This window comes from Labilibaculum manganireducens, assembly GCF_963665805.2.
In the GTDB taxonomy this organism is placed as follows: Bacteria; Bacteroidota; Bacteroidia; order Bacteroidales; family Marinifilaceae; genus Labilibaculum; species Labilibaculum manganireducens.
The window spans coordinates 3331216-3357401 of sequence record NZ_CAXXEE010000003.1 but is presented as its reverse complement, the minus strand read 5'-3'; the positions used below and the strand labels follow the sequence as shown (position 1 = coordinate 3357401).

Genomic DNA, 26186 nt, shown 5'->3' with positions numbered 1-26186 from the left:
TAAAGACGAAAGTATGACATTTCAAGAACAGATATTGCAAGGGATTCCAGCAGAATTACCTGCAAAAAAAGCATATCCGAAGGATGCCAACAGAGCTCCTAAAAGGAAAGATATTTTATCGGTAGAGGAAAAGCAGTTGGCAATTCGTAATGCTCTGCGTTATTTTCCAAAGGATTGGCACAAAGAGTTAGCTGTTGAATTCGCTCAGGAATTATTGGATTTTGGTCGTATTTACATGTATCGGTTTAAGCCTGAATACAAAATGTATGCCCGCCCGATTCAGGAATATCCTGCCAAATCGATACAGGCAGCAGGTATTATGCTGATGATGCAGAACAATTTGAATCCTGCAGTAGCTCAGCATCCCGAGGAGTTGATTACTTACGGCGGTAACGGAGCTGTTTTTCAGAATTGGGCGCAGTACCTGCTTACCATGCAGTATTTGGCGACCATGACAGATGAGCAGACTTTGAATCTGTATTCAGGTCACCCGATGGGATTGTTTCCTTCTTCGAAAGGAGCTCCAAGAGTGGTGGTTACCAATGGTATGGTTGTTCCTAACTACTCCAAACCAGATGACTGGGAAAAATTTAATGCGCTGGGTGTATCGCAGTACGGACAAATGACAGCTGGTTCGTTTATGTACATTGGTCCGCAGGGAATTGTTCATGGTACAACCATTACTGTGATGAATGCTTTTCGTAAAATCCTGAAAAAGGGAGAAACTCCTTCAGGAAAGATTTTTTTAACTGCCGGATTAGGTGGAATGAGCGGAGCACAGCCAAAAGCCGGAAATATTGCCGGTTGTATTACCGTAGCGGCCGAAGTGAATCCCAAAGCAGCCAAAAAACGTCATGAGCAGGGCTGGGTTGATGTTTTGATTGATTCGATGGACGAATTGGTTGCCCGTGTAAGAAAAGCACAAGAAACCAACGAGGTGGTTTCCATTGCATTTATTGGTAATGTAGTGGATGTTTGGGAGCGTTTCGATGAGGAGAATATCTTCATTCACATTGGTTCCGATCAAACATCATTGCACATTCCCTGGACTGGAGGATATTATCCTGTGGATACTTCGTATGAGGAATCGAACAGATTGATTCGTGAAGAGCCGGAGCTGTTCAAGGAAAAAGTACAGGCAACTTTACGCCGCCATGCTGCTTCTATTAACAATCATACGGCAAAGGGAACTTATTTCTTCGATTACGGGAATGCCTTTTTGCTGGAAGCTTCCCGCGCCGGCGCGGATATCATGGCCGAAAACGGGATTGATTTTAAATACAAATCATACGTTCAGGATATTTTAGGCCCAATGTGTTTCGATTATGGATTTGGACCTTTCCGTTGGGTTTGTGCTTCGGGAAGAGCTGAAGATCTGGATCAGACCGACGAGATTGCAATGAATGTATTGCAGGAAATCATGGAAAGTTCTCCGGAAGAAATTCAATTGCAGATGCAGGATAACATTACCTGGATTAAGGATGCCAAGAAGAACAAAATGGTAGTTGGTTCGCAGGCCCGTATTTTATATGCCGATGCCGAAGGACGTGCTAAGATTGCTGAAGCGTTTAATAATGCCATTGCAGCAGGAAAAATAGGACCGGTTGTTTTGGGGCGCGATCATCATGATGTGAGTGGAACAGATTCGCCTTACCGCGAAACTTCAAATATTTACGACGGCAGTAAGTTTACTGCCGATATGGCCATTCAGAATGTGATTGGTGACAGCTTTAGAGGTGCAACCTGGGTGTCGATTCACAATGGCGGCGGCGTAGGCTGGGGAGAGGTTACCAATGGTGGATTCGGAATGTTGCTTGACGGAACCAGGGAAGCTGATGCACGCTTAAAAAATATGTTGTTTTACGATGTAAACAACGGGATTGCCCGACGCAGCTGGGCAAGAAATAAGGAAGCGATGTTTGCCATTAAAAGGGAAATGGAACGCACACCAGATTTAAAGGTAACCGTTCCCAATCTGGTAGATGACAACCTGCTGACTGATCTTTTTTAAAAATCGTTTTTAGATAAAAATAGAATTGGTTCAGGTATTTCCTGAACCAATTTCATATATACGAATTTGTAGTTGTGGAGAGAAGAGATAATGAATCGATAAATGCTGAATACAGACCTGCTGAAAAAGGTTATTGGGAAGGACGAAAATCAAATCCAGACATGGGGAAGCAGTATTGGCACCAGCAAATTGAATTTGTAAACTGGGATGAATTGAATCAGCAGTCTGATGATTCAAAGATCGATATTGCCATTTTGGGTTATGTGTGCGATGAGGGAGTACGACGTAACCGCGGAAGAATGGGAGCGCACGAAGGACCTAAGGCGATTCGCGACCGATTGGCAAAACTGCCGATCCACTTCGAGTCCAAACGTGTGATTGATGCCGGCAATATTGTTTGCAACGATGATGATATGGAAGCTTGTCAGGCACTTTTTTCCTATGCAATCTCCGACTTAATTAAGCAGAAAATATTTCCGATTGGCATTGGTGGCGGACACGATATGTCTTACGCACATTTTATGGGAATACGCGATGCCGTTAAGGAGACCCAAAAACGAAAAGTGGGCATTATTAATTTCGATGCGCATTTTGATCTTCGCCCGGTAGAGGGGAGAGGAAATTCCGGAACTCCTTTCAATCAGATTATTTCGGAATGCCACGAAAAGGGTGATCTGGTAGATTATTATGCCATTGGTATTCAGCAGCAATCCAACACCAAAGAATTGTTTGATATTGCAAAAAGAGAGCACATCAACTATTCTATTAATTACGATTGTGAATCATCGGCAATGGAAATGGAAAGCCTTAAAAACAAACTGACACCCATTATTGCCAATAACGATTATCTGTACATTACCATCGATATGGATGGCTTTTCGTCGGCTTATGCACCTGGCGTAAGTGCGCCGTCGCCATTGGGTTTTACGCCCTATTTTGTATTTAAACTGCTGAGTTTCTTGTTTGCAACGAAAAAGGTAATTGCTTTTGATATTGCAGAGTTAAATCCATCGCTCGACAGGGACATGCATACGGCGAGTCTGGCAGCCAAAATTGTCGATTTTGTGGTGTTGAATTATGAATCTCCTATCTAATATCATTTTAGATAAAAATTTACACACAGTTATTATACCGATATTTAAAACTCAGTGATTCTCCCGATTTATCGGGAGAAAAATACGAATTGGTATAAAATGGAGGGAATAGAGTTTTTACGACTGCCATCGAAATATCATTCTGATTCCTGATTTTTAGCTGCTTTTTTAAACCAGTTTTTAGGGTTTAGGTAGGTTTTGTATTTGCTGAAAAGCTCTTTCCCCACCATTATTCCTCCAAGCCAAAACAGCACTTCGCCAATAACCAGAGATATGGTGGAGAGTGTAATTTTGGTTTTAGCTTCCATTTCGAGAAATGGAATTATAGCTATCAATAGAAAAAATGGAATACAGAAAATAATCAAAAATATTCCGACTCTGATTACCCAGTTCTTTTTTTTCATATTGCTGATGTTTGCTGATCCTGACTTGCCGGGATTAATAGTGCTATGCATTTAAACTTTTCATCACCGCCCATGAAAATTTAGCTTTTGTTAGCATTTCGTTATTTTATACTCAATGTTAATTTACTAGTAATATCATTGAAAATTTCTTTGTCTGCAATAGAAAACAAAAGCATTTCTGTGTAATAAAGCATTTTAGATTTTTCGCCTTCCCAAAGATCACTACTAATGTCTTTAATCAATTTATTCAGTTCGGAATAAGCTTTTTTAGTTGGAATAAAGTAACTCTTATCTTTATTGTTGATGTAAAGTCTTTTTGTTAATTCCTCAGTATTAATTGGTTTATATTTCTGAATGTTTCTTAGTCTAATTAATACGTTCATATCAAACGCAGACATTTTAGAATTTCTTCCTTCAGGAATTGGGAAAAACTTTTCTCCAGCATTTTCCGATAAGATTATCCAATTTAATGAATAGGTAACTCTTGAATCATATATTGTATATTTCTCAGGAAACATATAAGCACCGACTTTTGAAGCACTTGCAATTCTATTAAATATGGGTTCGTTTTGGTTTAAAAACTGTTTAATTAATTCTATAGTATTTTCATCTTTTGCGCCCGTTATTCCACCCCAATCCTTAATAATCCATAAGCACAGATTATCAAATTCGTTTTTTTGATTATGATAGAATTCGTTTAACTTCTTTCGTATTCTATCTTTGAGAATTATTTCCTTTTCATAAGGTTTAATCTCACTGAGTTTGTCTCGCTCTTTTTCTGTCAATACTTTTAGCCCGACTAATTTTTCAATATTTACATTCCAAACATACAAGTTTGGTAAGTCCTCGCTGTATTTTTTTAGATAAGTAACTATTTTGGCGACATTAAATTTATAATGAGAGGAATCCGTAACTTTTGTAAGCCCGATTACGGAGGTTGTCGTGAATTTATCTGTTCTATCTATTTTCAATTTGATTACGAGTTTTTTATAATGAATGTCAACTTTAGTCTGTCTAAAAACTCATTAAACTGCTCAATTTAGTTTTAAACATAGCGGTTTTAAGGATGCATAAAATGGAAAAACTTATTCTTTTTATTACTTATCACACAATAAAATTGTGCGGTAGCGGGGGCATTTCCATTATAACGAGATTCCCACTCTTGAAATATGCTCAATTAATGCTTTCTCTTTTATGCGGTTAAATATAATTAAATCAAACTTGTATGGAAGATTTAATCCTTCCAGCTCAATTGATAAATCAAGCACATCATTAAGTAAAATATTTTCGCCTTTTAATGCAATATCAATATCAGAACCATTAGAAAAAGTTCCTTTAGCTCTTGAACCAAATAATATTACTTCATTAACTTTAGAGCATTGTTTAATAATCTTAACAATGCTCTCTAAGTCACAACTGCTTAATCCAACATTTAAATTTTTATTCATCAAATAAGGAATTTTGAGAATTTGATTTTTCTTCTTCCAATCGAATCATCAAATCCTGTAAAAGAAAAAAGAATTCATTTCTTATCCCTTTGATTATTTCAATTGCTGTTTCTTCATCATATGTATGACTTGCCAAATTTCGACCCTGATGCATTCTCATCCAACCTTTTCCATTGGTAATATATCCATCTTGAAAGCTTTGTTCAATTACAGGTTTTGGTCCGGCAATTTGGCTATATCCTTTATCTCTCAATAAATCTTGCAGCGTTTTCCAACTTAACTCATATGTATATTCAAAAGCTTTTATTAGTCCTTGTTCCTCCATTTCATTCAGTTCTTCATGCTTTATAAACTTTGATAACTGATTGAATGCTTTACTAAAATTTATAAACCGTTGCTGCCAACGTATATCTTTGCTCATATATATTTATTTTATTGTTATGGTTTAGAATGTAAAGATATAATTTTATTGAAATCGCGAGTTGCCTTGCCCCAAACGCAAAAGTGTTTTATCCTTTCGGCTTTTAAAATTAACAAAATAGTATTTTAAAAGACTGATTTTAGATTCTGAGAATAGTTCTAAATAAAGGACAAAACAGAATTGGAAAATGCTGCCGGAACTATGGGCGTTTACTTGATTTGTTTTTTCAGTAAGCAGTTGAGGACTTTCTATTTGCTTTGTACTGTTTTAGCAACTTCGCATTATTAAAAGCAGCCACGAACCGATATTGTTTATTTTATGTGGCTAAAGCCTGTTTATTAATTGCATAATATCAGTTGCTTAAAAGCAACAGCAATAGATGTTTTTGCAGTAGTTTCATTTCACTCCTTCAGTCATTAATTTTCCATTATCAGTTGCTTGAAAACAAGAGTGATAAACACTCTGATTTTCTACTTGCATTAGTAAATGCTTTGTGTTTTTTATCTATTGCAGCTTGGCTTTAGCCCACTGAAATTGAAATATTCCAAAGACTGATTTGTTTTTGTATTTATTGAGTTTTCCAACTATCATTTTTTGCTTTGTACTGAGTACATCGGACAAAAACTCAAGTTTTCAAGTTTTGTACTCAGTACATTGTGTCAAAACTAAAGTTCTTAGGCTTTGTAATCAGTACATTGTGTCAAAACTGAAGTTTTCAGGCTTTGTACTCAGTACATTATGTCAAAACTGAAGTTTTCAGGCTTTGTACTTAGTACATTGTGTCAAAACTCAATTTTTCATGCTTTATCACTATTGATACGATTTTATTTGTTGGCTGCAATCTGTTTATCGTGTTCTTATTTAAAATGATTAAAAATAATTTTATATCTTTAGTTTACTTTAAAAACAAGGGAAACGATGAGGATTAAATGGATACGGGTAGTGCTGCTTTTATCGCTTGTGCTTGTAAAAGTAAGTCCGGCTAATTCTCAAAATCACGATCAAACAATGAATCACACACATACAAATCATTTAATTAAGGAGAATAGTCCTTATTTACTGCAGCATGCACACAACCCTGTTAATTGGTACCCGTGGGGAGCAGAGGCTTTGACCAAAGCCAAAAACGAGAACAAACCAATTTTGGTGAGCATTGGTTATGCCGCCTGTCATTGGTGTCATGTAATGGAGCGCGAGAGTTTCGAGAGCGAGGAGGTTGCCAAGCTGATGAACGAATTTTTTGTTTGCATAAAAGTCGATCGCGAGGAGCGGCCCGATATCGATCAGATATATATGGATGCCGTGCAAATGATGACCGGTAGCGGTGGCTGGCCTTTGAACTGTTTTGCTATGCCCGATGGGAAACCGTTTTTTGGAGGCACTTACTTTCCTGCCGGTAATTGGATGAATGTGCTGAAAGGAATTCATAATGCATGGATCAATGAACAGGATAAAGTAAAGAAGGTGGCCGGTCAGTTGGCGGGTGGAATCCGTGAAAACGAAATAATTGCAGTAAAAGCAGAAGTATCCCGGTTCGCTGCCGCAGATTTAGAAAAAGCCTTTCGCCAATGGGAATCCGAATTCGATTCCCGCGAAGGGGGAAACAATTGGGCGCCAAAATTCCCATTGCCCAATTCACTTCAGTTTTTATTGCGCTATTACTATTTCACAAAAAATCAGCCGGCGCTTAATCATGTAACGCTTACGCTCGATAAAATGGCCATGGGCGGTATTTACGATCAGGTGGGCGGAGGTTTTGCCCGATATTCGGTCGATGCCATTTGGAAAGTGCCGCACTTCGAAAAAATGCTTTACGACAACGGGCAGTTGGTTAGTTTGTATGCCGAAGCCTATCAGCTCACTAAAATTCCTGAATACAAACAGGTAATTGAACAAACTTTGGAGTTTACCGATAGGGAATTAAGTTTGCCCGAAGGTGGTTTTTATTCCTCGCTCGATGCCGACAGCGAAGGGGTGGAAGGGAAATTTTATGTGTGGGAAAAATCGGAGGTCGATCAGTTTTTACAAGAAGACTCCGACCTGTTTTGTGAGTATTACGGCATTACCGACCGGGCCAATTGGGAGGAAGGAAACATACTGATGATACAGACTGATAAAAAAGCATTGGCCGATAAGTATGAAATATCCGTAAAGAAACTGGACGAAGTTTTGGAGAAGGGGAGAAGAGCTCTTTTGGAGAGAAGAAAGGACAGGATCCGCCCTGGTTTGGACGATAAATCGTTAACCAGCTGGAATGCACTCATGCTGAAAGGATACGTAGATGCTTACAAGGCTTTGGGTGATGAAAAATATTTGAACAGAGCCATTAAAAATGCTGAGTTCATTCAAAAATACCTTTGGAAAGGAAAAGCGCATTTGCATCGTAATTACAAAGACGGGAATTCGAAAATAAACGGATTTTTAGACGATTACAGTTTCACTATCGAGGCTTTTACTGCACTTTATCAGGCAACTTTTAACGAGAAATGGCTGAGCAGGGCCAATGATTTACTCGAACATGTTCTGCTTCATTTTTCTGATGAACAATCTGGCATGTTTTTCTATACATCCGATGAGGATCCGAGCTTAATAGCCCGTAAAATGGAATTGCTTGATAATGTAATTCCATCATCGAACTCATCCATTGCCAAAAGCTTGTTTGTTGTGGGAACTTATTTGGATAAAGGCAGATACATAGAGCGTTCGGAGCAGATGCTGGCCAACGTGAAACCACGTCTCGAAAAGTCACTCACCTATCATTCCAATTGGGGACAGTTGTATTTTTGGTTGGCAAATCCACTCATCGAAATTGTTGTTGCAGGAGAAGATGCCATAGTTCAGAAACGGAAAATTGAAGAATTATTTTTACCCAATGTCTTGATTTCAGGGAGCAAAACCGAAAGCAGTTTGCCTTTGCTGCAAAATAGATATGTAAATGGGCAAACAACTTTCTATCTTTGTAAAAATAATACCTGCAAACTGCCTGTTACGAAGGTCGGTGATCTGCTGAAACAACTGGAGGCAGAGAACGGGAAACAGTGATCAGTAAACAGTAAATAGTGTAGAGTGATTATTTTGTAAGCCTGAAGGGCTTTACTATTTCAGCTCAGGACAGCGCCCTGAGAATAGAATAATGGACATGAACCGTCGCACAAATTAATTTAATTGAAACCTGACAGCGTCGAAGACATGTAAGGGTTGAGTTTATTTAGAAATAAATTTTTGAAGAACCAATTATTAAAATCAAAATAAGAAAATGATGAAGAAAAACAGGCGTACCATTTTGCTTTCGGGTTTTTTGTTGTTTGCAATTGCATGTGCAACTGTGCCCATTACCGGAAGAAAACAAATGAATCTGTTTTCCGAAACAGAAATGATTGCTACCAGTTTAACTCAATACGATGCCTTTTTAAAGGAAAGTAAACTTTCCGATAACAAAGAGCAATCGGCAATGGTAAAAGCCTGCGGTGCCCGAATTTCGGCCGCAGTGGAAAAATTCATGAATGATAACGGCATGAGCGACCGCATTGCAAATTTTGTTTGGGAGTTCAATCTGGTTGATGATGAAACTCCAAATGCATGGTGTATGCCTGGCGGAAAAGTGGTTTTTTACACAGGAATTTTACCTTACACACAAACCGAAACCGGTATGGCTGTTGTTATGGGACACGAAATTGCACATGCCATTGCACGCCATGGTAACGAGCGCATGAGTCAGCAAATGGGAATTCAGGCTTTAGGTACAGGATTATCAATGGCTTTAAACGAAAAGCCTGCCGAAACACAACAAATTTGGATGACTGCCTTTGGTGTTGGTGCTAATGTTGGGGTCATGCTTCCCTTCTCGCGTTCTCACGAAACCGAAGCAGATAAAATGGGTCTGATTTTTATGGCTATGGCCGGATACAATCCTGCTGAAGCAATCGATTTTTGGAAACGAATGGGAGAGAGCGGAGGCCAAAAACCACCGGAATTTCTATCTACTCATCCCGCCGATGCAACCCGTGTTAAAGATCTTCAGGCTTACTTGCCGGAGGCAATGAAGTACTACAAGAAATAATAATAATCCGTAGAATATAAAATTTATGGCGTTCTCACAACAAGTGAGGATGCCATTTGTTTTTATAGTAAGAAAAATACAATTAAAAACCTGCCAGAGTCGAAGACCTGTAAACGTTTTTTTTATTCAATTCCTTAGAATATTGCGGAGGTTTTCGAAGCCATGTTCTCATCTCCTTAAAGTTACTCTTTATACACATCTTGTTGCTCTTGATTTTTTTCAACCAACAAGAAGTATAAAAATGATAATATCAGGAATTAACACCCTTTTCCCGACGTGTCGGGATCGGCACTTTGTTCACAATATTATTCCAAATTGCGTCCACAATCTTCACTGCGTTATGGTAGCCTCAAGAAGGGAAGATTCTGTTTGTGAACGATTCTCCCATTTTAAGGGGAGATGTTCGAAGAACAGAGGAGTGCTTAGGTTTATAATCAAACTATTGCCTGAGAAAGCAAATATTTGTATAAAGAGTAGTCATTAAAGGAGAGGAATAGGGTGAGGTTTTTAGTAGTAAAGAAAGGAGATATTTAGGAACTCTTCACTCATTTTTTTGTTGAAATGTTTTTCTATAAATGAAAGGTATTGATTGTCTCAATTTCGAAAAGTTTAATTTATTTAACCTTTAACCTTTAACCTTTAACCTTCAACCTTCAAACTTCAGCCTTTTTCCTTATTTTTCGCTAACTGCTAACTGCTAACTGCTAACTGCTAACTGCTAACTGCTCATTTCCTCAACACTTCCTTATCTTCAAAATCCTCCGAATTCCAGATTTCCTCAGGAATCGAATCATCATCTTCGGGAATAATAATTGCAGGCTTTTTCGGTCCTTTATTTCGATAAGCCAAGGCGTAAATCATTCCAGAGAAACCACCAAACAAATGACCTTCCCACGAAACATCAGTTAAAATTGGGAACACGCCCCAAAATAAGCTGCCGTACAGAAAAGCCACAATAAAAGAGATAGCAATTAAACGATAGTGATTGCGGATAATTCCGCTAAAAAACAGGAAAGATGCAAAAGCGTAAACCAATCCGCTGGCACCAATATGATAGGCTTCGCGTGCGCCAAGCCAAACCAGAATGTTTGTTGTAAGATAACACAGTATGAATATCTGGTACGAAAGCGGACGATAGAAATAGAAGATACCCCAACTTAATACAAAAAAGGGAATTGTGTTGGCCATTAAATGACTAAAATCCTTATGAATTAACGGACTGGTGAGAATCCCCAATAAACCTTTGGCGTGCAAAGGGAAAATCCCCAGATAATACAAATCCAGGCCAAGTCCCCATTCAAATATTTTAACAGCCCAAATCAAAAAAACAAAAGCGAGCGGAAAAATCAAACTGTGCTTTAGCTTCAATTTCTCAAAATCCTTATGGTATGTTCTGGTTTCTCGCAAAATTCCGTACTTATAAGTAGTGAAGCCCCTTTAGGGATTTAGGGTGTTTTCTGATGTGCTAATCCAATTCAATCTCTATTTCTTCATCGGTTTTAGGATTTGATATCTCAATCACTTTTCCGTCTTTGCACTCAAGAGTACGGGCAGGGAATTTCTTCAGCAAATCGTGCTGATGTGTTGCCATCACAATAGTCCGCCCGTTTTTACTGATATCCATAAGCAATTCAGCCAATTCATCCGATGTTTCGGGGTCAAGATTACCAGTTGGCTCATCGGCTAAAATAATATCCGGAGAGTTGAGTAAGGCGCGGGCAATAACGATTCGCTGCTGTTCTCCTCCCGATAGTTCATGCGGCATTTTATATCCTTTCTTATCCATTTTTACTTTGCTCAGCACTTCCTCTATTCTATGGTCAATCTCTTTTTTGTTTTTCCAGCCGGTAGCCTTTAAAACAAATTCCAGATTAGAATGAACATTCCGATCGGTCAGCAATTGAAAATCCTGAAATACGATACCAATTTTTCGTCTTAAAAAAGGAACTTGTTTTGTTTTGATGATAGGAAGATAAAATCCGGCAACCGAACCGCCTCCTTCTTTTATTGGCAGATCGGCGTATAAAGTTTTCATTAAACTGGTTTTGCCACTGCCCACTTTTCCTATGATGTAAACAAATTCTCCTTTTTCAATTTCCAAACTAACGTCTGTTAAAATAATATTATCTGCCTGGCGGATAACTGCATTTTTAAGTTCAATGATAGGAGATTCGGTCATGTATTTCGTTTTTTTAGGATTCAAATTGTATGCTGACATACAAATCTAAAAAATTATTTCGGCAGAAGGTTTTTTATTGCTCTTTTCTTTATCAAAACAGAGTGCAATTTTTCTTTCTTTCCACCGTTTGAAATACGATAAGCTTACAGATTATTTATACCTTTAGGCCTGATTTTATGAGTTGAATCTGATTCGGAAATCAGCCACTGAAAGGCTTGGATATTCAACGTTTTTTTAACTTGTTATACCTACACACGCAACGAAGTATGAGAAATAAATATAGTTTGTGGATTTTGACTTTCCTGTTTTTTTTATGTTTGGGATTTACAGTTCAGGCCCAAAAATCATTGCCTCTTAAAAGCAGCAATCAAGTTTGGCAATCGGCCATGGAAATGTTCCAAAACAAAAATTATGGCGGAGCAAGACACGAATTCTCCGATTTTATTCAAATGGAGAAGGATGCTTATTCCGATCGAGCCACCAAAGCTGATTTTTATATGGCCTGGTGTTCCATCGAACTTTTTCGTCCGGAGGCCGAAGAGGAAATGAAATCTTTTATTCAGAAACATCCGGAGAGTAATTTAAAGCAGGCAGCATATTTTCAGTTGGGAAGACAGCAGTATCGAAGTAAGAAATACAAGGATGCTTTGGAATGGTTTAAAAAGGTTGATGTTTATGCCTTAAATCCCGATCAGCGAACCGAATACCAGTTTAAAATGGGCTATTCTTATTTTGTGGAAAAGAAATATGAAGAGGCCAGACAATTCTTTTTCGATATTATTGAAGTGTCGGGGGAATATAACGCTCCGGCAAATTACTATTATGCTCACATTGCCTATTTAAACGGGAATTATCAAACCGCGCTGAATGGGTTCGAAAAGCTGATTAAGAATAAAACCTTTCAGCCAATTGTTCCTTACTACATCACACAAATTTATTACCTGCAGGAGAAATATGCGAAGGTAATTGAATATGCTCCGCAATTTTTAGATGATGTTTCGGTAACACGAAGCGACGAAATTGCGAAGATGATCGGACTTTCTCATTACCAGTTAAAAGAATACCAAAAGGCAATTCCATTTCTGGATAAAGGAAAGAAAAGCTTTTCGCGTGAGGACAAGTTTGCTTACGGATATTGTCTTTACAAGCAAAAGAAATATGGGGAAGCAGTTGAGCAATTTGAGAGAGTTGGCGGCGAAAATGATGAGTTGCTGATGGTTGCCAATTACTGTCTGGCAGATTGTTCTCTGCAATTGGGAGATAAGCAGGGAGCTAAAGTTGCTTTTGCAACTACTGCCCGAATGGATTTCGATAAAAACATGCAGCAGGATGCTTTGTTTAATTTTGCGAAACTGACCTACGAGCTTTCTTATTCGCCTTTTAACGAGACCATAAAGGCTTTCGATGAATATTTGCAGAACTATCCTGACTCTGATCGTAATGATGAAGCTTACGATTACCTGGTGAAAGTGTACATGACTACCAGGAATTATGGAGATGCTTTACTTTCTATGGATAAAATTGCAAATAAAACTCCTGAGATTAAAAGAGCTTACCAAAGAGTTTCCTGGCTGCGAGGTTTAGAGTTGATGAAGCAGTTGAATTACAGCAAGGCAATCGAATCTTTTAATGCCGCTTTGCAATACAAAATTTATAATTCTCAGATTGCTGCCGAATGCATCTACTGGAAAGCAGAAGCTTATTACAGAATGGGTGAATTTGCTAAGGCAACTACTCTTTATAACGAGTTTTTATTGTCGCCGGGTTCCGGTTCTTCGGAATATTACGAGCGTGCCTATTACAATATTGCATATGCTTACTTCGAGCAGGATAACTACAACGAAGCTTCCGATTGGTTCCGCAAGTTTGTCAATCAATCCGACAAAAAAAGCACATTTGTTTCGGATGCCTGCAACCGCATTGGCGATTGTTTCTTTTTGAACAGAGATTATAAAAATGCGGCCGAATATTACAGAAAATCAGCGATTGCCAACAAATGGGATACCGATTATGCATTGTATCAGCAGGCTCTTTCGGTTGGATTACTGGGCAACACAAGCGAAAAGGTACAATTGCTGGAGCAGATACGTACTTCTTATCCCGATTCGGAATATTTAGATGATGCATTGTTCGGATTGGCCAGTGCAAAAGTGAAGCTGGACGATCAGGCAACTGCCGTATCTATTTATAAAGAATTAGCAGGCAAATTTCCAACCAGCAGTTATGCACCTAAATCATTGCTGCAGTTAGGACAGCTTAATTACAATGCAAAAGAATACCAAAAAGCTATCAGTGCATACAAAGAGGTGGTTTTAAATTATCCGCAATGCGAAGAAAAGAAAAGTGCCTTTATCGGATTAAAGAATGTTTATGTTGATATGAATAATGTGAACGACTATTTTGCGTTCGCAGAGTCGTTTAAAGGAGGTGGAGCAATTCGAAGTTCAGAGAAAGATTCTCTTTCGTATATTTCAGCCGAACGATTGTACATGTCAGGCGATACCGGGCGAGGTACAAATGCATTGAATGAGTATTTATCCAATTTCCCAAATGGAATGTTTCAGTTAAATGCACAATTCTACAAAGCAGACGCAGCTTTAAATCAACAAAAGTACGATGAGGCACTTGCCGGATTCGAACTGGTGCTGAATCGTCCGAACAACTTGTTTACAGAAAGGGCTTTGCTGGCTTCATCGCAATTGAATTACAGAAATAAGAATTACTCTCAGGCCAAAAAGCAATTTTCGAGATTGACCCAAATGGCAGAGATTCCGGAGAATGTGAAATTGGCCAAAGTGGGGTACATGCGATCGGTATATAGTTTAAAGGAGTATGAAAATACCATTCAGGCTGCGAACGATGTACTCGAGGCAGCCAAATCGAAGGAAGAGCTAATCCGGGAAGCGAAGTACAAACGAGGCAAATCTTATTTGAATTTGTCGAACACAGTCGCTGCATCGAACGATTTTAAGGAATTGGCTAAGGAAACTCAGAGTGTCGAAGGGGCAGAGTCAAAATATCTGTTGGCAAAAGTTTATTTTGGGAATAATCAGTACGATTTGGCCGAAAAAGAAATCAACGGGTTCATAGAAATGAATTCTCCTCATCATTACTGGCTGGCAGAAAGTTTTCTTTTGCTGTCGGATGTGTTTATGAAGAAGAATGATCCATTTCAGGCTCGGTATACCCTGCAAAGTATTGTTGATAATTATGCAGTAAAGAACGATGGGATTATTGAAAGAGCGCAGGCGAAATTGGATCTCCTTTTAGCCAGTGAGAAAAAGGCCGAAGAGAAAATAACCAATAATGAAGTAAAGGTTCAGTTCGAAGGAGCCGACAGTACCGAAAGCAATAAGTTATTTGAAAAGTCTTCTGTAAAAACAGATTCTCTTAAATTAGATGAGGAGAGAATCATGTTAGAGAAGATGTTAAATAGATTAGATATTAAGTAATTAACCACTAATAAAAAAAAGAAATGTTCAAAAAAATCATATTCACTGTGGCGATAGCCGGTTTGGCTTGTTCAGTTTCTTATGCGCAGGAAGAAAGAGATTTAAATAAAGAAGTGAAGGTGAAAACCGCTTATCAGCCAAAAATAAATAAATCAAAGCGAATTGGAGAGTTGCCGGTGGTTCAGGATACAGCAACCTTTACTCCTTCGTTTTCCTACTTTATACAAACAAAACCTTTGGCCGTAGGATTTTCTCCTGCTTTAATCCCGGCAGCACGAATTGTTGGTGAGCCATTGCAATCAATTAACAGTCATGCCTTAACTCTTGCAGGGGGTAATTATTCAACCCTTTTCGGGGATTATCGTTTCAATAACCAACGCTCGAAAATAAGTGATTTTGGAATTCATATTCGTCATTATTCCACCAACGGAAAATTGGAGTTGGAAAATGGTCGGAAAGCAAAGCCCGATTGGAAAGAACAATTGGCTGAAGTATATGGCAGTGTGTATTTGGATGAAGGAAAGGTTTCAGGAAAGGTGTATTACGAGCACAAAGGATACGATTTTTTTGGATTTCCGGCAGAAGATGATGTTGTGGCAGATTATGTGAATTTATTTCCATATACTGAGCAGGTTCAAAATCGTTTTGGATTGAATGCAGAGTTTCTTACTGCCTTTAAAGATGAAGAGAAGTTGAATTTTGGTGTTGGTTTGCAATACGAGCACTTTACGGATGATATCTACGTAACAGAGAATGATGTATTGATTAGTGCCGAGGCTAAAATTCGTCGTGGTGATGGTTTTTGGAGTTTGAAATCATCTTTTGATTATTTTGCAACCGACAGAATTACCAGTATGCAAGAGTTGGGATCTATGTTTGAAAGGAATACTCTCGTTTGGAACTTAAATCCTCAGTATTCGCTTAAAACCGGACAATTGAATTTGAAATTAGGATTGAATACTGTTCTTGCCATGGGCGACGATTCAAAAGCAAAACTGTATCCTGATATAGCTGTCGATTTTGAAGCAATTGATGGTATTATGACCCTGTTTGCAGGATTGAACGGGGATTTGAAAATGAATAATTACAATGATATTATTGCTGAGAATCCATACGTTTACTCAGGTTTGAATGTGGTGCCTTCCAATCAAAAATACAAATTGTTTGGTGGTGTAAAAGGCAGTTTGTCTTCTAATTCATCTTTTAAATTATCGGCTGAATACAGCTCTGTTGATGATCAGTACTTCTTTATGCAAAGAAATGCCGGTGCGGCAAATGTAGATTATTTCGGTACTACTTATTCAAATAAATTTGATGTGGTTTATGATGATATTAGTTTGCTTCGTTTAGGCGCAGAAGTAAGTATAGGTTGGACCGATAAACTGGAATTGAATTCAGCAGTTTGGTTCAATAAATATACTCTCGATATGCAAGCGGAGGCATGGCACAAGCCGGAATTTGAAATGAATGTAAATGCAACATATGCATTCACAAATGATCTTGACTTTCTGGCGGGAGTTAATATATTGGGCGAGAGACCTGTTTCTATGGGATCTACTGTAAAAACATTAGATGCTGTGTATGATCTGAGTATTGGTGCGAATTATCGTTTAAATAAGCATTTTACGGCTTTTGGGAAAGTAAATAACCTATTTGCTGACAAATACTATCAGTGGGATGGATATCCTTCGCAGAGACTTAATTTTCTATTGGGTGTGAAAGTCGTATTTTAGGCCGTATTAAAAGCATTTTACAGAAGGGTGTTCTATTTGTAGAGCATCCTTTTTTAATTTTTGCTTATGTTTGCAAATTGTTTTTCGCACGCTTTTTGCTATTTTTAATAGCATTATCAAATCTTTATCAAAATTATGTCCTGTAAATTGATTCGTAAATCAAGATATATACTTCCGTTCGTTATTATACTTTTTTCATGTGTAAGTGAGCTTTGTGCTCAAAAAGAAGAGCGGTGGAAGCTTTCAGTCAATAATGACCAAAAACCACTCGAAATTTTAATGGAGATGGGAATGGAGGATATGGGAGTAACCTATCTGTTTGATATTACCCGGGACACCCTTAACCTGGCTTTTGTGGCCGAAGAATCGATCGATTGGGATTCACACGGAGTAAGTGTTTTTGCAATGCCCAGGAACAGGGAGGTTCTTAAAATAAAGCTCGATAATGCCGATTTGGAGAATGTTCAGGTTGTTTTTTACAAGATGTGGAAAGCAATGCCTAAAAATTTTAAAAATGTAACTACATTATTTGAACTTCACGAATACGGACGGACTAAATCGGGGACTGATATTAATAGTTTTATTATCAGGTTTAAAATGAAAAGACCCCGCCGAAGTAATTCTATGGAATTGTAAACATAAACGGACGCATATCTCTTCTGATTTGTACTTTTAAAAACAGTTTGACAAAAACTATTAAAAAGCACGATTTTTCCAGATAAAACAGCCGGTAAACTCATCATTTTTACTATCTTTGTTTTACTTTTATTTTTAGGCTTTAGTAATGGATTAACACGCTGATAGTAAGTGTGTTTTGTCTTTCTCCTCACTACTGGTTTTTATCGGTTTAGTCAGAAAAAAACTTTCCTGAGAATAAATTAATTTTTGTACAAAAAAAATATTAGAATATAAGATCATGATTTGATCAATAATCATACGATTTATTGGTTAAATTATTTGATTGACAACTAAAGATCTGATAAATGAGTGATTTAGAAAAGAAACCAAACGGGAATAATGAATATTCTGCTGATAGTATTCAGGTATTAGAAGGATTGGAAGCGGTTCGTAAACGCCCTTCTATGTACATTGGTGATGTAAATATTAAAGGTTTGCACCATTTGGTGTATGAGGTTGTAGATAACTCGATTGATGAGGCCTTGGGTGGATATTGTAAAAATATCGATGTGTTTATTAACGAGGACAATTCAGTTACCGTTAAGGATGATGGTCGTGGAATTCCTACTTCCCTGCATGTGAAGGAAAACAAATCGGCACTTGAAGTAGTAATGACTGTTTTGCATGCCGGTGGTAAATTCGATAAGGATTCTTATAAGGTATCCGGAGGTTTGCACGGGGTTGGTGTTTCTTGTGTTAATGCATTGTCGATACTTTTAACTGCAGAAATCCATCGTGACGGAAAAATTTATCGTCAGGAATATTCAAAAGGGGTGCCATTGGCGCCGATAGAAACAATAGGTGAATCTGATTTGACAGGAACCTATATTACTTTTAAACCAGATGATTCAATTTTCCTCGTCACAGAGTATAAATACGATATTTTAGCTGCACGTTTAAGAGAACTGGCATTTTTGAATAAAGAGATCCGTTTGAATCTTACAGATAAAAGAGATCTAAATGAGAATGGAGAACCTCGTTTCGAAACCTTTTATTCAAAAGAAGGATTAAAAGAATTTGTTGAATATCTTGACAGCACAAGAGAGCGGTTAATTGAGGAAACCATTCATGTTTCGATAGACAAGAATGAAGTTCCTGTTGAAATAGCACTTCAATACAATTCTTCTTATTCTGAAAATATTCACTCTTATGTGAATAATATCAATACAATAGAGGGTGGAACTCATCTAACAGGTTTCCGTCGTGGATTAACCAGAACATTAAAAGCATTTGCTGATAAGTCAGGAATGTTGTCAAAATTGAAATTTGACATTAGCGGTGATGATTTTCGTGAAGGTTTAACGGCTGTTGTTTCTGTGAAAGTTGCAGAGCCCCAGTTCGAAGGACAAACCAAAACAAAATTGGGAAACTCTGAAGTAAGTATTGCTGTTGATCAGGCCGTAAGCACAATGCTGGCTAATTATTTAGAGGAACATCCAAAAGATGCCAGAACCATTGTACAGAAGGTGATAATGGCAGCTACGGCTCGTCACGCCGCCAGAAAGGCCCGTGAATTAGTTCAGAGAAAAACAATTTTAGGTGGCTCCGGATTGCCTGGTAAATTATCCGACTGTTCGGATAAAGATCCTGTAAATTGTGAAGTATTCCTTGTCGAGGGAGATTCGGCGGGTGGAACAGCCAAGCAAGGTAGAGATCGTAAATTTCAAGCAATTCTTCCGTTAAAAGGTAAAATTTTGAATGTTGAGAAAGCCATGCAGCACAAGGTTTTCGAAAGTGAAGAAATCAAGAATATATTTACTGCCTTAGGGGTTACAATTGGAACCGAAGAGGATAGTAAAGCTGCAAATGTGGAAAAAATTCGTTACCACAAAATTGTAATCATGTGTGATGCGGATGTCGATGGTAGTCACATTGCGACTCTTATTATGACTTTCTTTTTCCGATATATGAAATCATTAATCGAAAGTGGTTACTTATATATTGCAACACCTCCATTGTATTTGATTAAAAAAGGTAAGAATGAACAGTATTGTTGGAATGAAGATCAGCGTTTGCGCTTAATTGAAGAATGGGGTGGTGGAAAAGAATCTTCTTTGCACATTCAGCGTTACAAAGGTCTTGGAGAGATGAGTGCCGAACAATTGTGGTCGACAACCATGGATCCGGAAGTGAGAACATTACGCCAGATAACAATTGAAAATGCAGCTGAGGCTGATCATGTGTTTTCTATGTTGATGGGTGATGAAGTTCCTCCAAGAAGAGAATTTATTGAGAAGAATGCAACTTATGCCAATATTGATGCATAAACAGTAAAATATAGTATGTTGAGCCCTTGAGTTTGTTTCTCAAGGGCTTTTTTATTATCAAATCATCAATTTTGTGGTTTTTATTTGTTGTGTAAAACAAAATTAATAATTTACCCCACGTAAATTTTAAAGGTTGAAAATATGAAACATCCATGTCAAAGCGATTTTGACACACAGGGAGATGATTATCTCAGTATGGTAAGTTCTCCCGAAACAAGTTCGGGACAGGCTATATGACAAAAACTTAAAATTATAAACATATGAAACGTCCATGTATAAAGCTTTCTACACACAGGGGGATGATTATTTCAGCATGGTAAGTTCTCCCGAAACAAGTTCGGGACAGGCTATATGACAAAAACTTAAAATTATAAACATATGAAACGTCCATGTATAAAGCTTTCTACACACAGGGGGATGATTATTTCAGCATGGTAAGTTCCATATGGCAACTGAAAAACAAATAATAAACATATGAATATTTGTGTATTTTGTTCTTCCAGCAATTCTGTGGGTGAAAAGTATTTTCTGGAAGCTAAAAACCTTGGAACATCAATTGGTGAATCAGGATACAATTTGGTTTACGGGGGAACAAATGTGGGACTTATGAATCAGGTTGCCGTTTCGGTTAAAAAGGCTGGAGGAAAGGTGATTGGTGTAGTACCAAAGCTGATTAATGATTATGGAATATCAGCTGATTTTTTGGATGAATTAGTCATCACTCCTGATATGTCGGAACGGAAAAAAATTCTGCGTGAAAAATCAGATGCATTTGTAGCTTTGCCGGGAGGTTTTGGTACGCTCGAAGAGATTCTGGAAGTAATAACCCTGAAACAGTTGGGATATCATAACTTACCAATTGTATTCATTAATACAGATGGGTTTTATGATTTTTTAAAAGCACAATTTGAACTTTCTTACCAGGAGAATTTTGCAAAAGAGGATTACCGGGACTATTATTTATTTGTAAATAGTTATGATAGTGCTATGAATTACATTCAGAACTATAAAAAAGAACAGGTAAAGACAAAATGGGATTAGTTTTTTAAAAACTGTTTTTCAATAGAATCCAGTAATTTTGATGTCTTAATTGGTTTTGAGAGATAGTCATCGCAACCGGCAGCTATTACTTTTTGCTTGTATTCTTTTTGAAAGTAAGCGGTTTGGCCAATAATCGGAATTTGTGAGTTGAATAATTTAATTTCTTTCGTTGCATCGTAACCGTTCATGATTGGCATTTGTATGTCCATTAGTACAAGATCAACAGCAACTGACTGACATATTATTATTGCTTCACTTCCATTTGCCGCCCAAAGTATTTCTGCATTGGTTTTTGCCAGACTTGCTTTAAAGAAGGAGAAATTAGTCTTCTCATCATCTACAATAAGAATGCTCTTGCCTTTCCAGTTGTAATTTTTTTTGTCACCAACTTCGGTTTTTTCAATCTTCAGTTTACTTCTGTTGTAGGGAAGAGTGACAAAAAAACATGTGCCGAGATTCTCTCTCGATTTAACTCTTATTTCTCCGCCAAGTATTTCAGCTAATCGGTTAGAAATGGTTAAGCCCAGACCTGTTCCGCTATACTGTCGGGTGTCCGATCCATCCATTTGTCTGAAGCTGTGAAAGATATTTTCCATTGATTTTTCAGGGATTCCAATGCCGGTATCTTTTACGAAGAATTCGATTTTGTTTTTTTCTTTAAGTTGATAACCAAACTCTACAAACCCATTGTCTGTAAATTTGATCGCGTTTTCGATTAAGTTTGATAGTAATTGCTCTAACCGACCAGGATCAGTATAAATAATAGAGTCTTCATCGTTTAGAGTCTTTTGAATTTTAAGTATAAGGTGGGATTTTTTATTCTTGTTTTTGTGAATGTAATACTTTTCATATAATTCGGTAAGTACTGTATTAACAGGAATTTCCAAAGAGGAAAGTTTTATTTGTTTGCACTCTATTTTCGATAGATCAATTATGTTGTTAATGAGTTGCAGTAAATTAATACCACTTTGTTTTATTAGAGCTCCGTATTCTTGCCGCTCGCTTTCATTAACTTCCTGAGATGTAATAATTTCAGTAAATCCAAGAATATGATTCATTGGAGTCCTTATTTCATGAGACATATTCGCAAGAAAGGCTGATTTTAATTTATCAGATTCCTCCGCTTTGTTTTTTGCTTCGGTTAAATGTTTTTCATATATTTTTCTTTCTGTAATATCCCTGTAGATACCGAAAATAGCAATCTGCTCACCATCAACTTCAATTGGGTTTCCCATAATCGAAACGTCAATTAGTCTGCCATCTTTGCATTTCCGGACAGTTTCAATTTCTACCATCTGGCCTTTAGCTGTGATGTAATTTAAACTATTGGCTTCACCTTGTTTTGTTTCATCGGCAAGCAAGGTATCTATTACAACTCCTTTTAAATCTTCTTTTGTATAGCCAAACAGATTTGTAAATTGTTTGTTGATTTTTATACCATTACTCTCGTTGTCGGTAATTGCGATCGCCTCGGGAGAATTTTCGAAAAGTTGTTCAAAGTAGGCGGTTTCAATATTAAGCTGGTGTTCAATCGATTTTCTTTTAAGAATCATTTCATTGGCATGCTCACCAAGAATTTTAAATTCCTTAAAATGTAGTTTAGATATGTCAATTATATGTGAATTACTCGCAGCGTTTTTGTAAAATTGAGTTAGAATCTCTAATCCCGATTTGCTGATTTTTACCATAAACCGGGTGAATGTAATTATAATGAAAATTGTTAATAAAAAGATTAAACCTGCTTTTATAAAATACCCATTTACAAGAGCTTTTAGTTCATTTCTCTTATTCTGAATTGATTCTGTGAGTTGGCTGATATGAACACCGCTGCCAATTACCCACTGCCAGTCTTTATAGGTTTTTGCATACATCAATTTTGCAATAGATTCTTGACTGCCCTTTTTGTATGGATCCGCATACCTAACGAATCCACCATCTTTATCTGTTCCTCTTGTAATCAGCTCCTGCACTATCTTTCTGCCATCTTTGTCTTTTTTATTCCAAAGATTTTGACCAATAAGATCCTTTTGTGTATGTGCTAAACAAGTTCCGTTAAAATTAAATACTACAATTGAGAAGCTTTCATCAAATCGCATGTCTGTAATTTTATCCAGAATTTTATTTTGAATTTTTAATTCGTAGTTTTCTACATATTGAGTACATCCGATGTACCAATTATATGGTTTGAATATTTTAACAAAGGATATTTTAGGATCGATTTTTTGCCCTTCTTCCTCTTGCCATGAATAGTTTGAATAACCTTCGCCATTATTTTGTGCAATTTTTATCTCATTTTTGATAATAGGAATACCAAAAACATCTTTAAGTGATAGTTTGCTTTGTCCTTCCCATTCCGGGTTTTCTGAATTCATTTGCACAACACCTGCCAAGCTGTTTATATAGAAAAAACCGCTTCCGTCATTAAAGCGAACAGAGCGTAAAGCATCTGTTATAAGTTTCTTTATCTGATCTTCCGTAAGATCATTTTTACAGCTGTTATATATGTTTGCAGCAATGGAGTGCGCTTCGTAAACTCTGCTGTTGATGTCTTTTTTTAGTGTGTTTCTTGTTTGCTCTCTCTCGTTTTCAATATAATTTATAAGAGTTTGAGTTTCGTGTTGAAGGGTTTTTTCTTGTATCTTAAAAAAGTCGTCCTGTATTTGTTTGGACTCTTGCTTAAATTTTTGCCTTGCCTGCTGTACCCAAAAAATCCCAAGAATGGAAATTAGGAGAAAGGAAGTGGCGAGAAGTGAAACCAAAAATACTTTAGAAATGCTTTTGTCTTCAATAATTTTAGCAAGAAAGAATTTCATATTAAGGTGGAAGTAGAATTCAATTATTATGTTGTGAGAGTACCATTAAAAACATGTGTTGCCGGTCCTGTCAGCCAAATATCTTCAATTTGTTTGTTACTTATTTTTCTGAAATGAACCTCAAGAAAACCACCTTTTGTCTTAATTATAAAATTGTTACTGCCCGTTTTAAAACCGGCACTTATAGCCGATGCAACAACTCCTGTTCCACATGAATAGGTTTCATCTTCAACACCTCTTTCGTAAGTGCTGACAGTAATATTTTGACCTTGAAATGATACAAAATTCACATTTGTCCCTTTTTCGGCAAACCTATTATTGCAGCGTATTTTCTTTCCTTCAGTAAAAGTGTCGAAATTTTCATGATTGGATATGAATCGCACAAAATGAGGTGATCCGGTATTTAAAAAATAAAAATCGTCACCCATTTCAATATCTAAAACATCAATCATCTTCAGACTAACCTGAATACCATCTTTAGTATTCGTAATTTTTGCTTCATGTTCTCCATCAACAGCAATGAATTTTGTTTTTTCTGAGACAAGTCCTAAATGATAAGCAAAAGCAACAATACAACGACCACCATTTCCGCACATACTGCCTTCTTTTCCGTCCGAGTTGTAATATCTCATTCTAAAGTCGAATCCGTCTGCATTTTCAAGTAACATTAATCCATCACCACCAATACCAAATCTTCTGTCGCAAAGTTTTTCGATTAATGAGAAGTTATCCGGAGCAATCCTACCGTTTCTATTGTCAATTAAAACAAAATCATTTCCAGTTCCCTGATATTTTGAAAATTCAACTTTCATTTTTAAATCTTGTTAAGAAGTGTTAAATACCAATAAATTATAAACACTTGTTAAGTTTATATCGTTAAAATTGTCGTATAAATGTAGGAATCTTATTGGCACCAGTTATTTCGTCACTCAAGAAAATCAAAATTATTTGATCCATGAAATTATTTGATTTTTATTTTTGATAGAGAAAGCAACATTTTGCTTTTTTAGGCATAGTAAGAAAAACATCCTGTTTGATTTCAAACAGGCATCATATAATTATTAATTAATAAAGTTTTTTCAGATGAAATTGAAATTATTTTTGGGAAAATTAGCAATTGCCATTTTAGGTGGAACAATTGCCGTTTTATTATTTGTGTTATTTACTGATAAAAAAGAAAGAATTATTACTGTTCCGGAAGTGCGAACGACACAACTTACAAACCATACTGTTGGTTTGCCTCAGGTTGATTTAACATACGCTGCAGAAATGTCTGTAAAATCGGTTGTTCATGTAAAAACACTTTATTCAAATGAGGAATACCAATCCAATCCCTTTTATGATTTTTTATTTGGAGAGAGAGGTAGAAGTCAGCAGCCAAGAGCTAGTATAGGATCTGGTTCCGGAGTAATTATTTCGGATGATGGATATATTGTAACGAATAATCATGTAGTGCAAGGATCGAATTTAATAAATATTGTACTCTACGATAAAAGAGAATATGAAGGAAAATTAGTTGGTTTTGATCCTTATACAGATTTGGCTTTAATTAAAATAGATGAAAAAGATCTTCCGAAAATGGATTTTGGAAATTCAGATGATCTAAAACTTGGAGAGTGGGTTCTTGCAGTAGGCAATCCATTTAATCTGACATCTACGGTAACGGCTGGTATTATTAGTGCAAAGGCAAGAAATCTTGGTTTAAATGGAAATAGAATGAGTATTGAGTCATTCTTGCAGACTGATGCTGCCGTTAACCCAGGGAACAGTGGTGGGGCTTTGGTTGATACTAAAGGTCGGTTAATTGGAATTAATACTGCAATAGAATCCAGAACTGGTTCATATTCGGGTTATTCTTTTGCCATTCCGGTTACTATCGTTGAAAAAGTAATTGGCGATTTGAAGAAATACGGAGAGGTTCAAAGAGCATTTATTGGAGTGTCTATTCGAACAGTTGACGCTAATTTAGCTGATGAATTTAAAATTGATAAAATTGAAGGAGTATATGTTGCGGGTATAAATGAAGATGGAGCTGCCGAGAATGCCGGAATTAAAAAGGGAGATATTATATTGAATATAGAAGGGAAAGTTGTAAATTCCAGTGCTGAACTTCAAGAGCAGATTAGTAAGTTCCACCCAGGTGATAAAATTAAGGTTTTAATAAAAAGAGATGAGGAAAGGAAACAAATTGAGGTAGTCTTACGTAATAGACTAGGAAATACCAACGTAATTAAATCTAAAGATCTGGCTTTTCTTGGAGCTGAATTTGAGCCTATATCAACACAGGAGAAGTATCGTCTTCAAATAAACAGAGGAGTGAGGGTAAAGAATCTGCGCGATGGGAAGTTTAAGGACGAGGAGATTAAGGAGGGTTTTATTATTTATAAAATTAACGAAACGCCAATTTTCAAGGTAGATGATATTAAAGATGCGCTTCAGGATGTAAAAAATGGAGGTGTGTTTATCTCTGGAATTTATCCGGATGGAAGCGTTAAGTATTACGCGTTTTCTCTAAATGATAAAGATTAGGAAATTAAATGGGAAAATAATAATAATTCGAATAAAAGAGCAATTAATTTTGACTT

General features: G+C 36.9%; 18 protein-coding genes. 10 read left to right on the top strand and 8 right to left on the bottom strand.

The window, feature by feature from the left end; genetic code table 11:
• The first annotated feature begins 13 nt into the window (after positions 1 to 13).
• Together ACHZAX_RS13100 and hutG are read left to right on the top strand one after the other, a co-directional pair.
• On the top strand, positions 14 to 2011 hold the full coding sequence (locus ACHZAX_RS13100) for a urocanate hydratase (protein WP_101311082.1): 1998 nt from the start codon (positions 14 to 16) through the stop codon (positions 2009 to 2011).
• Positions 2012 to 2085: 74 nt separating this feature from the next.
• Positions 2086 to 3105 carry a formimidoylglutamase gene (hutG, locus tag ACHZAX_RS13095; protein WP_218973154.1) on the top strand — a complete coding sequence of 340 codons (1020 nt, stop codon included), beginning with the start codon at positions 2086 to 2088 and terminating at the stop codon, positions 3103 to 3105.
• A gap of 137 nt (positions 3106 to 3242) precedes the next feature.
• Here the strand turns inward: hutG and ACHZAX_RS13090 are convergent, their stop codons facing one another.
• The 4 genes from ACHZAX_RS13090 to ACHZAX_RS13075 all read right to left on the bottom strand — a co-directional run bounded on the left by ACHZAX_RS13090 (position 3243) and on the right by ACHZAX_RS13075 (position 5378).
• On the bottom strand, positions 3243 to 3509 hold the full coding sequence (locus ACHZAX_RS13090; RefSeq protein WP_180327372.1) for a transporter suffix domain-containing protein: 267 nt from the start codon (positions 3507 to 3509) through the stop codon (positions 3243 to 3245).
• Between the two features lie 101 nt (positions 3510 to 3610).
• Positions 3611 to 4480: a hypothetical protein gene (locus ACHZAX_RS13085; protein WP_218973153.1), complete on the bottom strand. Its 870-nt coding sequence runs from the start codon at positions 4478 to 4480 to the stop codon at positions 3611 to 3613.
• A gap of 171 nt (positions 4481 to 4651) precedes the next feature.
• Entirely contained in the window at positions 4652 to 4957 is a 306-nt protein-coding gene (locus ACHZAX_RS13080) for a nucleotidyltransferase family protein (RefSeq protein WP_101311080.1), read from the bottom strand.
• The gene (locus ACHZAX_RS13075) at positions 4950 to 5378 is read right to left on the bottom strand and encodes a nucleotidyltransferase substrate binding protein (protein ID WP_101311079.1); all 429 of its coding nucleotides are present in this window, start codon (positions 5376 to 5378) and stop codon (positions 4950 to 4952) included. Before ACHZAX_RS13075 ends, ACHZAX_RS13080 begins: the two co-directional genes overlap by 8 nt.
• A gap of 918 nt (positions 5379 to 6296) precedes the next feature.
• On the opposite strand from ACHZAX_RS13075, the gene ACHZAX_RS13070 reads away from it, so the two are divergent.
• Both ACHZAX_RS13070 and ACHZAX_RS13065 read left to right on the top strand, forming a co-directional pair.
• The gene (locus ACHZAX_RS13070; protein WP_320019433.1) at positions 6297 to 8420 is read left to right on the top strand and encodes a thioredoxin domain-containing protein; all 2124 of its coding nucleotides are present in this window, start codon (positions 6297 to 6299) and stop codon (positions 8418 to 8420) included.
• A gap of 217 nt (positions 8421 to 8637) precedes the next feature.
• Entirely contained in the window at positions 8638 to 9438 is an 801-nt protein-coding gene (locus ACHZAX_RS13065) for a M48 family metallopeptidase (protein WP_320019432.1), read from the top strand.
• A 726-nt stretch (positions 9439 to 10164) separates the two neighbouring features.
• Here ACHZAX_RS13065 and ACHZAX_RS13060 read toward each other — a convergent pair.
• Positions 10165 to 10845: a rhomboid family intramembrane serine protease gene (locus tag ACHZAX_RS13060; protein ID WP_320019431.1), complete on the bottom strand. Its 681-nt coding sequence runs from the start codon at positions 10843 to 10845 to the stop codon at positions 10165 to 10167.
• 58 nt (positions 10846 to 10903) lie between these two features.
• Positions 10904 to 11617, bottom strand: a complete 714-nt coding sequence (locus tag ACHZAX_RS13055; RefSeq protein ID WP_101311104.1) for a cell division ATP-binding protein FtsE — start codon at positions 11615 to 11617, stop codon at positions 10904 to 10906.
• A gap of 266 nt (positions 11618 to 11883) precedes the next feature.
• Between ACHZAX_RS13055 and ACHZAX_RS13050 the strand changes: the two genes are divergently transcribed.
• The 5 genes from ACHZAX_RS13050 (at position 11884) to ACHZAX_RS13030 (ending at position 20788) form a co-directional block, all read left to right on the top strand.
• Entirely contained in the window at positions 11884 to 15069 is a 3186-nt protein-coding gene (locus ACHZAX_RS13050) for a tetratricopeptide repeat protein (protein WP_320019430.1), read from the top strand.
• 23 nt (positions 15070 to 15092) lie between these two features.
• Positions 15093 to 16802, top strand: a complete 1710-nt coding sequence (locus tag ACHZAX_RS13045; RefSeq protein WP_320019429.1) for a TonB-dependent receptor — start codon at positions 15093 to 15095, stop codon at positions 16800 to 16802.
• 135 nt (positions 16803 to 16937) lie between these two features.
• Complete coding sequence (locus ACHZAX_RS13040) at positions 16938 to 17438, top strand: hypothetical protein (RefSeq protein WP_320019428.1); 501 nt, start codon at positions 16938 to 16940, stop codon at positions 17436 to 17438.
• Positions 17439 to 17785: 347 nt separating this feature from the next.
• On the top strand, positions 17786 to 19747 hold the full coding sequence (gene gyrB / locus ACHZAX_RS13035; protein ID WP_101311073.1) for a DNA topoisomerase (ATP-hydrolyzing) subunit B: 1962 nt from the start codon (positions 17786 to 17788) through the stop codon (positions 19745 to 19747).
• A 474-nt stretch (positions 19748 to 20221) separates the two neighbouring features.
• Positions 20222 to 20788, top strand: coding sequence for an LOG family protein (locus tag ACHZAX_RS13030; RefSeq protein WP_320019427.1), 567 nt, complete (start codon positions 20222 to 20224; stop codon positions 20786 to 20788).
• On the opposite strand, the gene ACHZAX_RS13025 is transcribed toward ACHZAX_RS13030, so the two are convergent.
• Positions 20785 to 23601 (bottom strand): cache domain-containing protein, encoded by a 2817-nt coding sequence (locus ACHZAX_RS13025; RefSeq protein ID WP_320019426.1) that lies wholly within the window; start codon positions 23599 to 23601, stop codon positions 20785 to 20787. The two genes, ACHZAX_RS13030 and ACHZAX_RS13025, sit on opposite strands and share 4 nt — an antisense overlap.
• Positions 23602 to 23627: 26 nt before the next feature.
• Entirely contained in the window at positions 23628 to 24413 is a 786-nt protein-coding gene (gene dapF, locus ACHZAX_RS13020; RefSeq protein ID WP_320019425.1) for a diaminopimelate epimerase, read from the bottom strand.
• Positions 24414 to 24684: 271 nt separating this feature from the next.
• Here dapF and ACHZAX_RS13015 point away from each other — a divergent pair, with 271 nt between their 5' ends.
• Positions 24685 to 26130 carry a S1C family serine protease gene (locus tag ACHZAX_RS13015; RefSeq protein WP_101311813.1) on the top strand — a complete coding sequence of 482 codons (1446 nt, stop codon included), beginning with the start codon at positions 24685 to 24687 and terminating at the stop codon, positions 26128 to 26130.
• Positions 26131 to 26186 lie beyond the last annotated feature (56 nt).

Excerpts from the sequence above, each read along its gene's own strand:
- ACHZAX_RS13100 (WP_101311082.1), top strand. The coding sequence starts at position 14 with ATGACATTTCAAGAACAGATATTGCAAGGGATTCCAGCAGAATTACCT.
- ACHZAX_RS13090 (WP_180327372.1), bottom strand. The coding sequence starts at position 3,509 with ATGAAAAAAAAGAACTGGGTAATCAGAGTCGGAATATTTTTGATTATT.
- ACHZAX_RS13080 (WP_101311080.1), bottom strand. The coding sequence starts at position 4,957 with ATGAATAAAAATTTAAATGTTGGATTAAGCAGTTGTGACTTAGAGAGC.
- ACHZAX_RS13075 (WP_101311079.1), bottom strand. The coding sequence starts at position 5,378 with ATGAGCAAAGATATACGTTGGCAGCAACGGTTTATAAATTTTAGTAAA.
- ACHZAX_RS13070 (WP_320019433.1), top strand. The coding sequence starts at position 6,297 with ATGAGGATTAAATGGATACGGGTAGTGCTGCTTTTATCGCTTGTGCTT.
- ACHZAX_RS13065 (WP_320019432.1), top strand. The coding sequence starts at position 8,638 with ATGAAGAAAAACAGGCGTACCATTTTGCTTTCGGGTTTTTTGTTGTTT.
- ACHZAX_RS13055 (WP_101311104.1), bottom strand. The coding sequence starts at position 11,617 with ATGACCGAATCTCCTATCATTGAACTTAAAAATGCAGTTATCCGCCAG.
- ACHZAX_RS13050 (WP_320019430.1), top strand. The coding sequence starts at position 11,884 with ATGAGAAATAAATATAGTTTGTGGATTTTGACTTTCCTGTTTTTTTTA.
- ACHZAX_RS13045 (WP_320019429.1), top strand. The coding sequence starts at position 15,093 with ATGTTCAAAAAAATCATATTCACTGTGGCGATAGCCGGTTTGGCTTGT.
- ACHZAX_RS13040 (WP_320019428.1), top strand. The coding sequence starts at position 16,938 with ATGTCCTGTAAATTGATTCGTAAATCAAGATATATACTTCCGTTCGTT.
- gyrB (WP_101311073.1), top strand. The coding sequence starts at position 17,786 with ATGAGTGATTTAGAAAAGAAACCAAACGGGAATAATGAATATTCTGCT.
- ACHZAX_RS13030 (WP_320019427.1), top strand. The coding sequence starts at position 20,222 with ATGAATATTTGTGTATTTTGTTCTTCCAGCAATTCTGTGGGTGAAAAG.
- ACHZAX_RS13025 (WP_320019426.1), bottom strand. The coding sequence starts at position 23,601 with ATGAAATTCTTTCTTGCTAAAATTATTGAAGACAAAAGCATTTCTAAA.
- dapF (WP_320019425.1), bottom strand. The coding sequence starts at position 24,413 with ATGAAAGTTGAATTTTCAAAATATCAGGGAACTGGAAATGATTTTGTT.
- ACHZAX_RS13015 (WP_101311813.1), top strand. The coding sequence starts at position 24,685 with ATGAAATTGAAATTATTTTTGGGAAAATTAGCAATTGCCATTTTAGGT.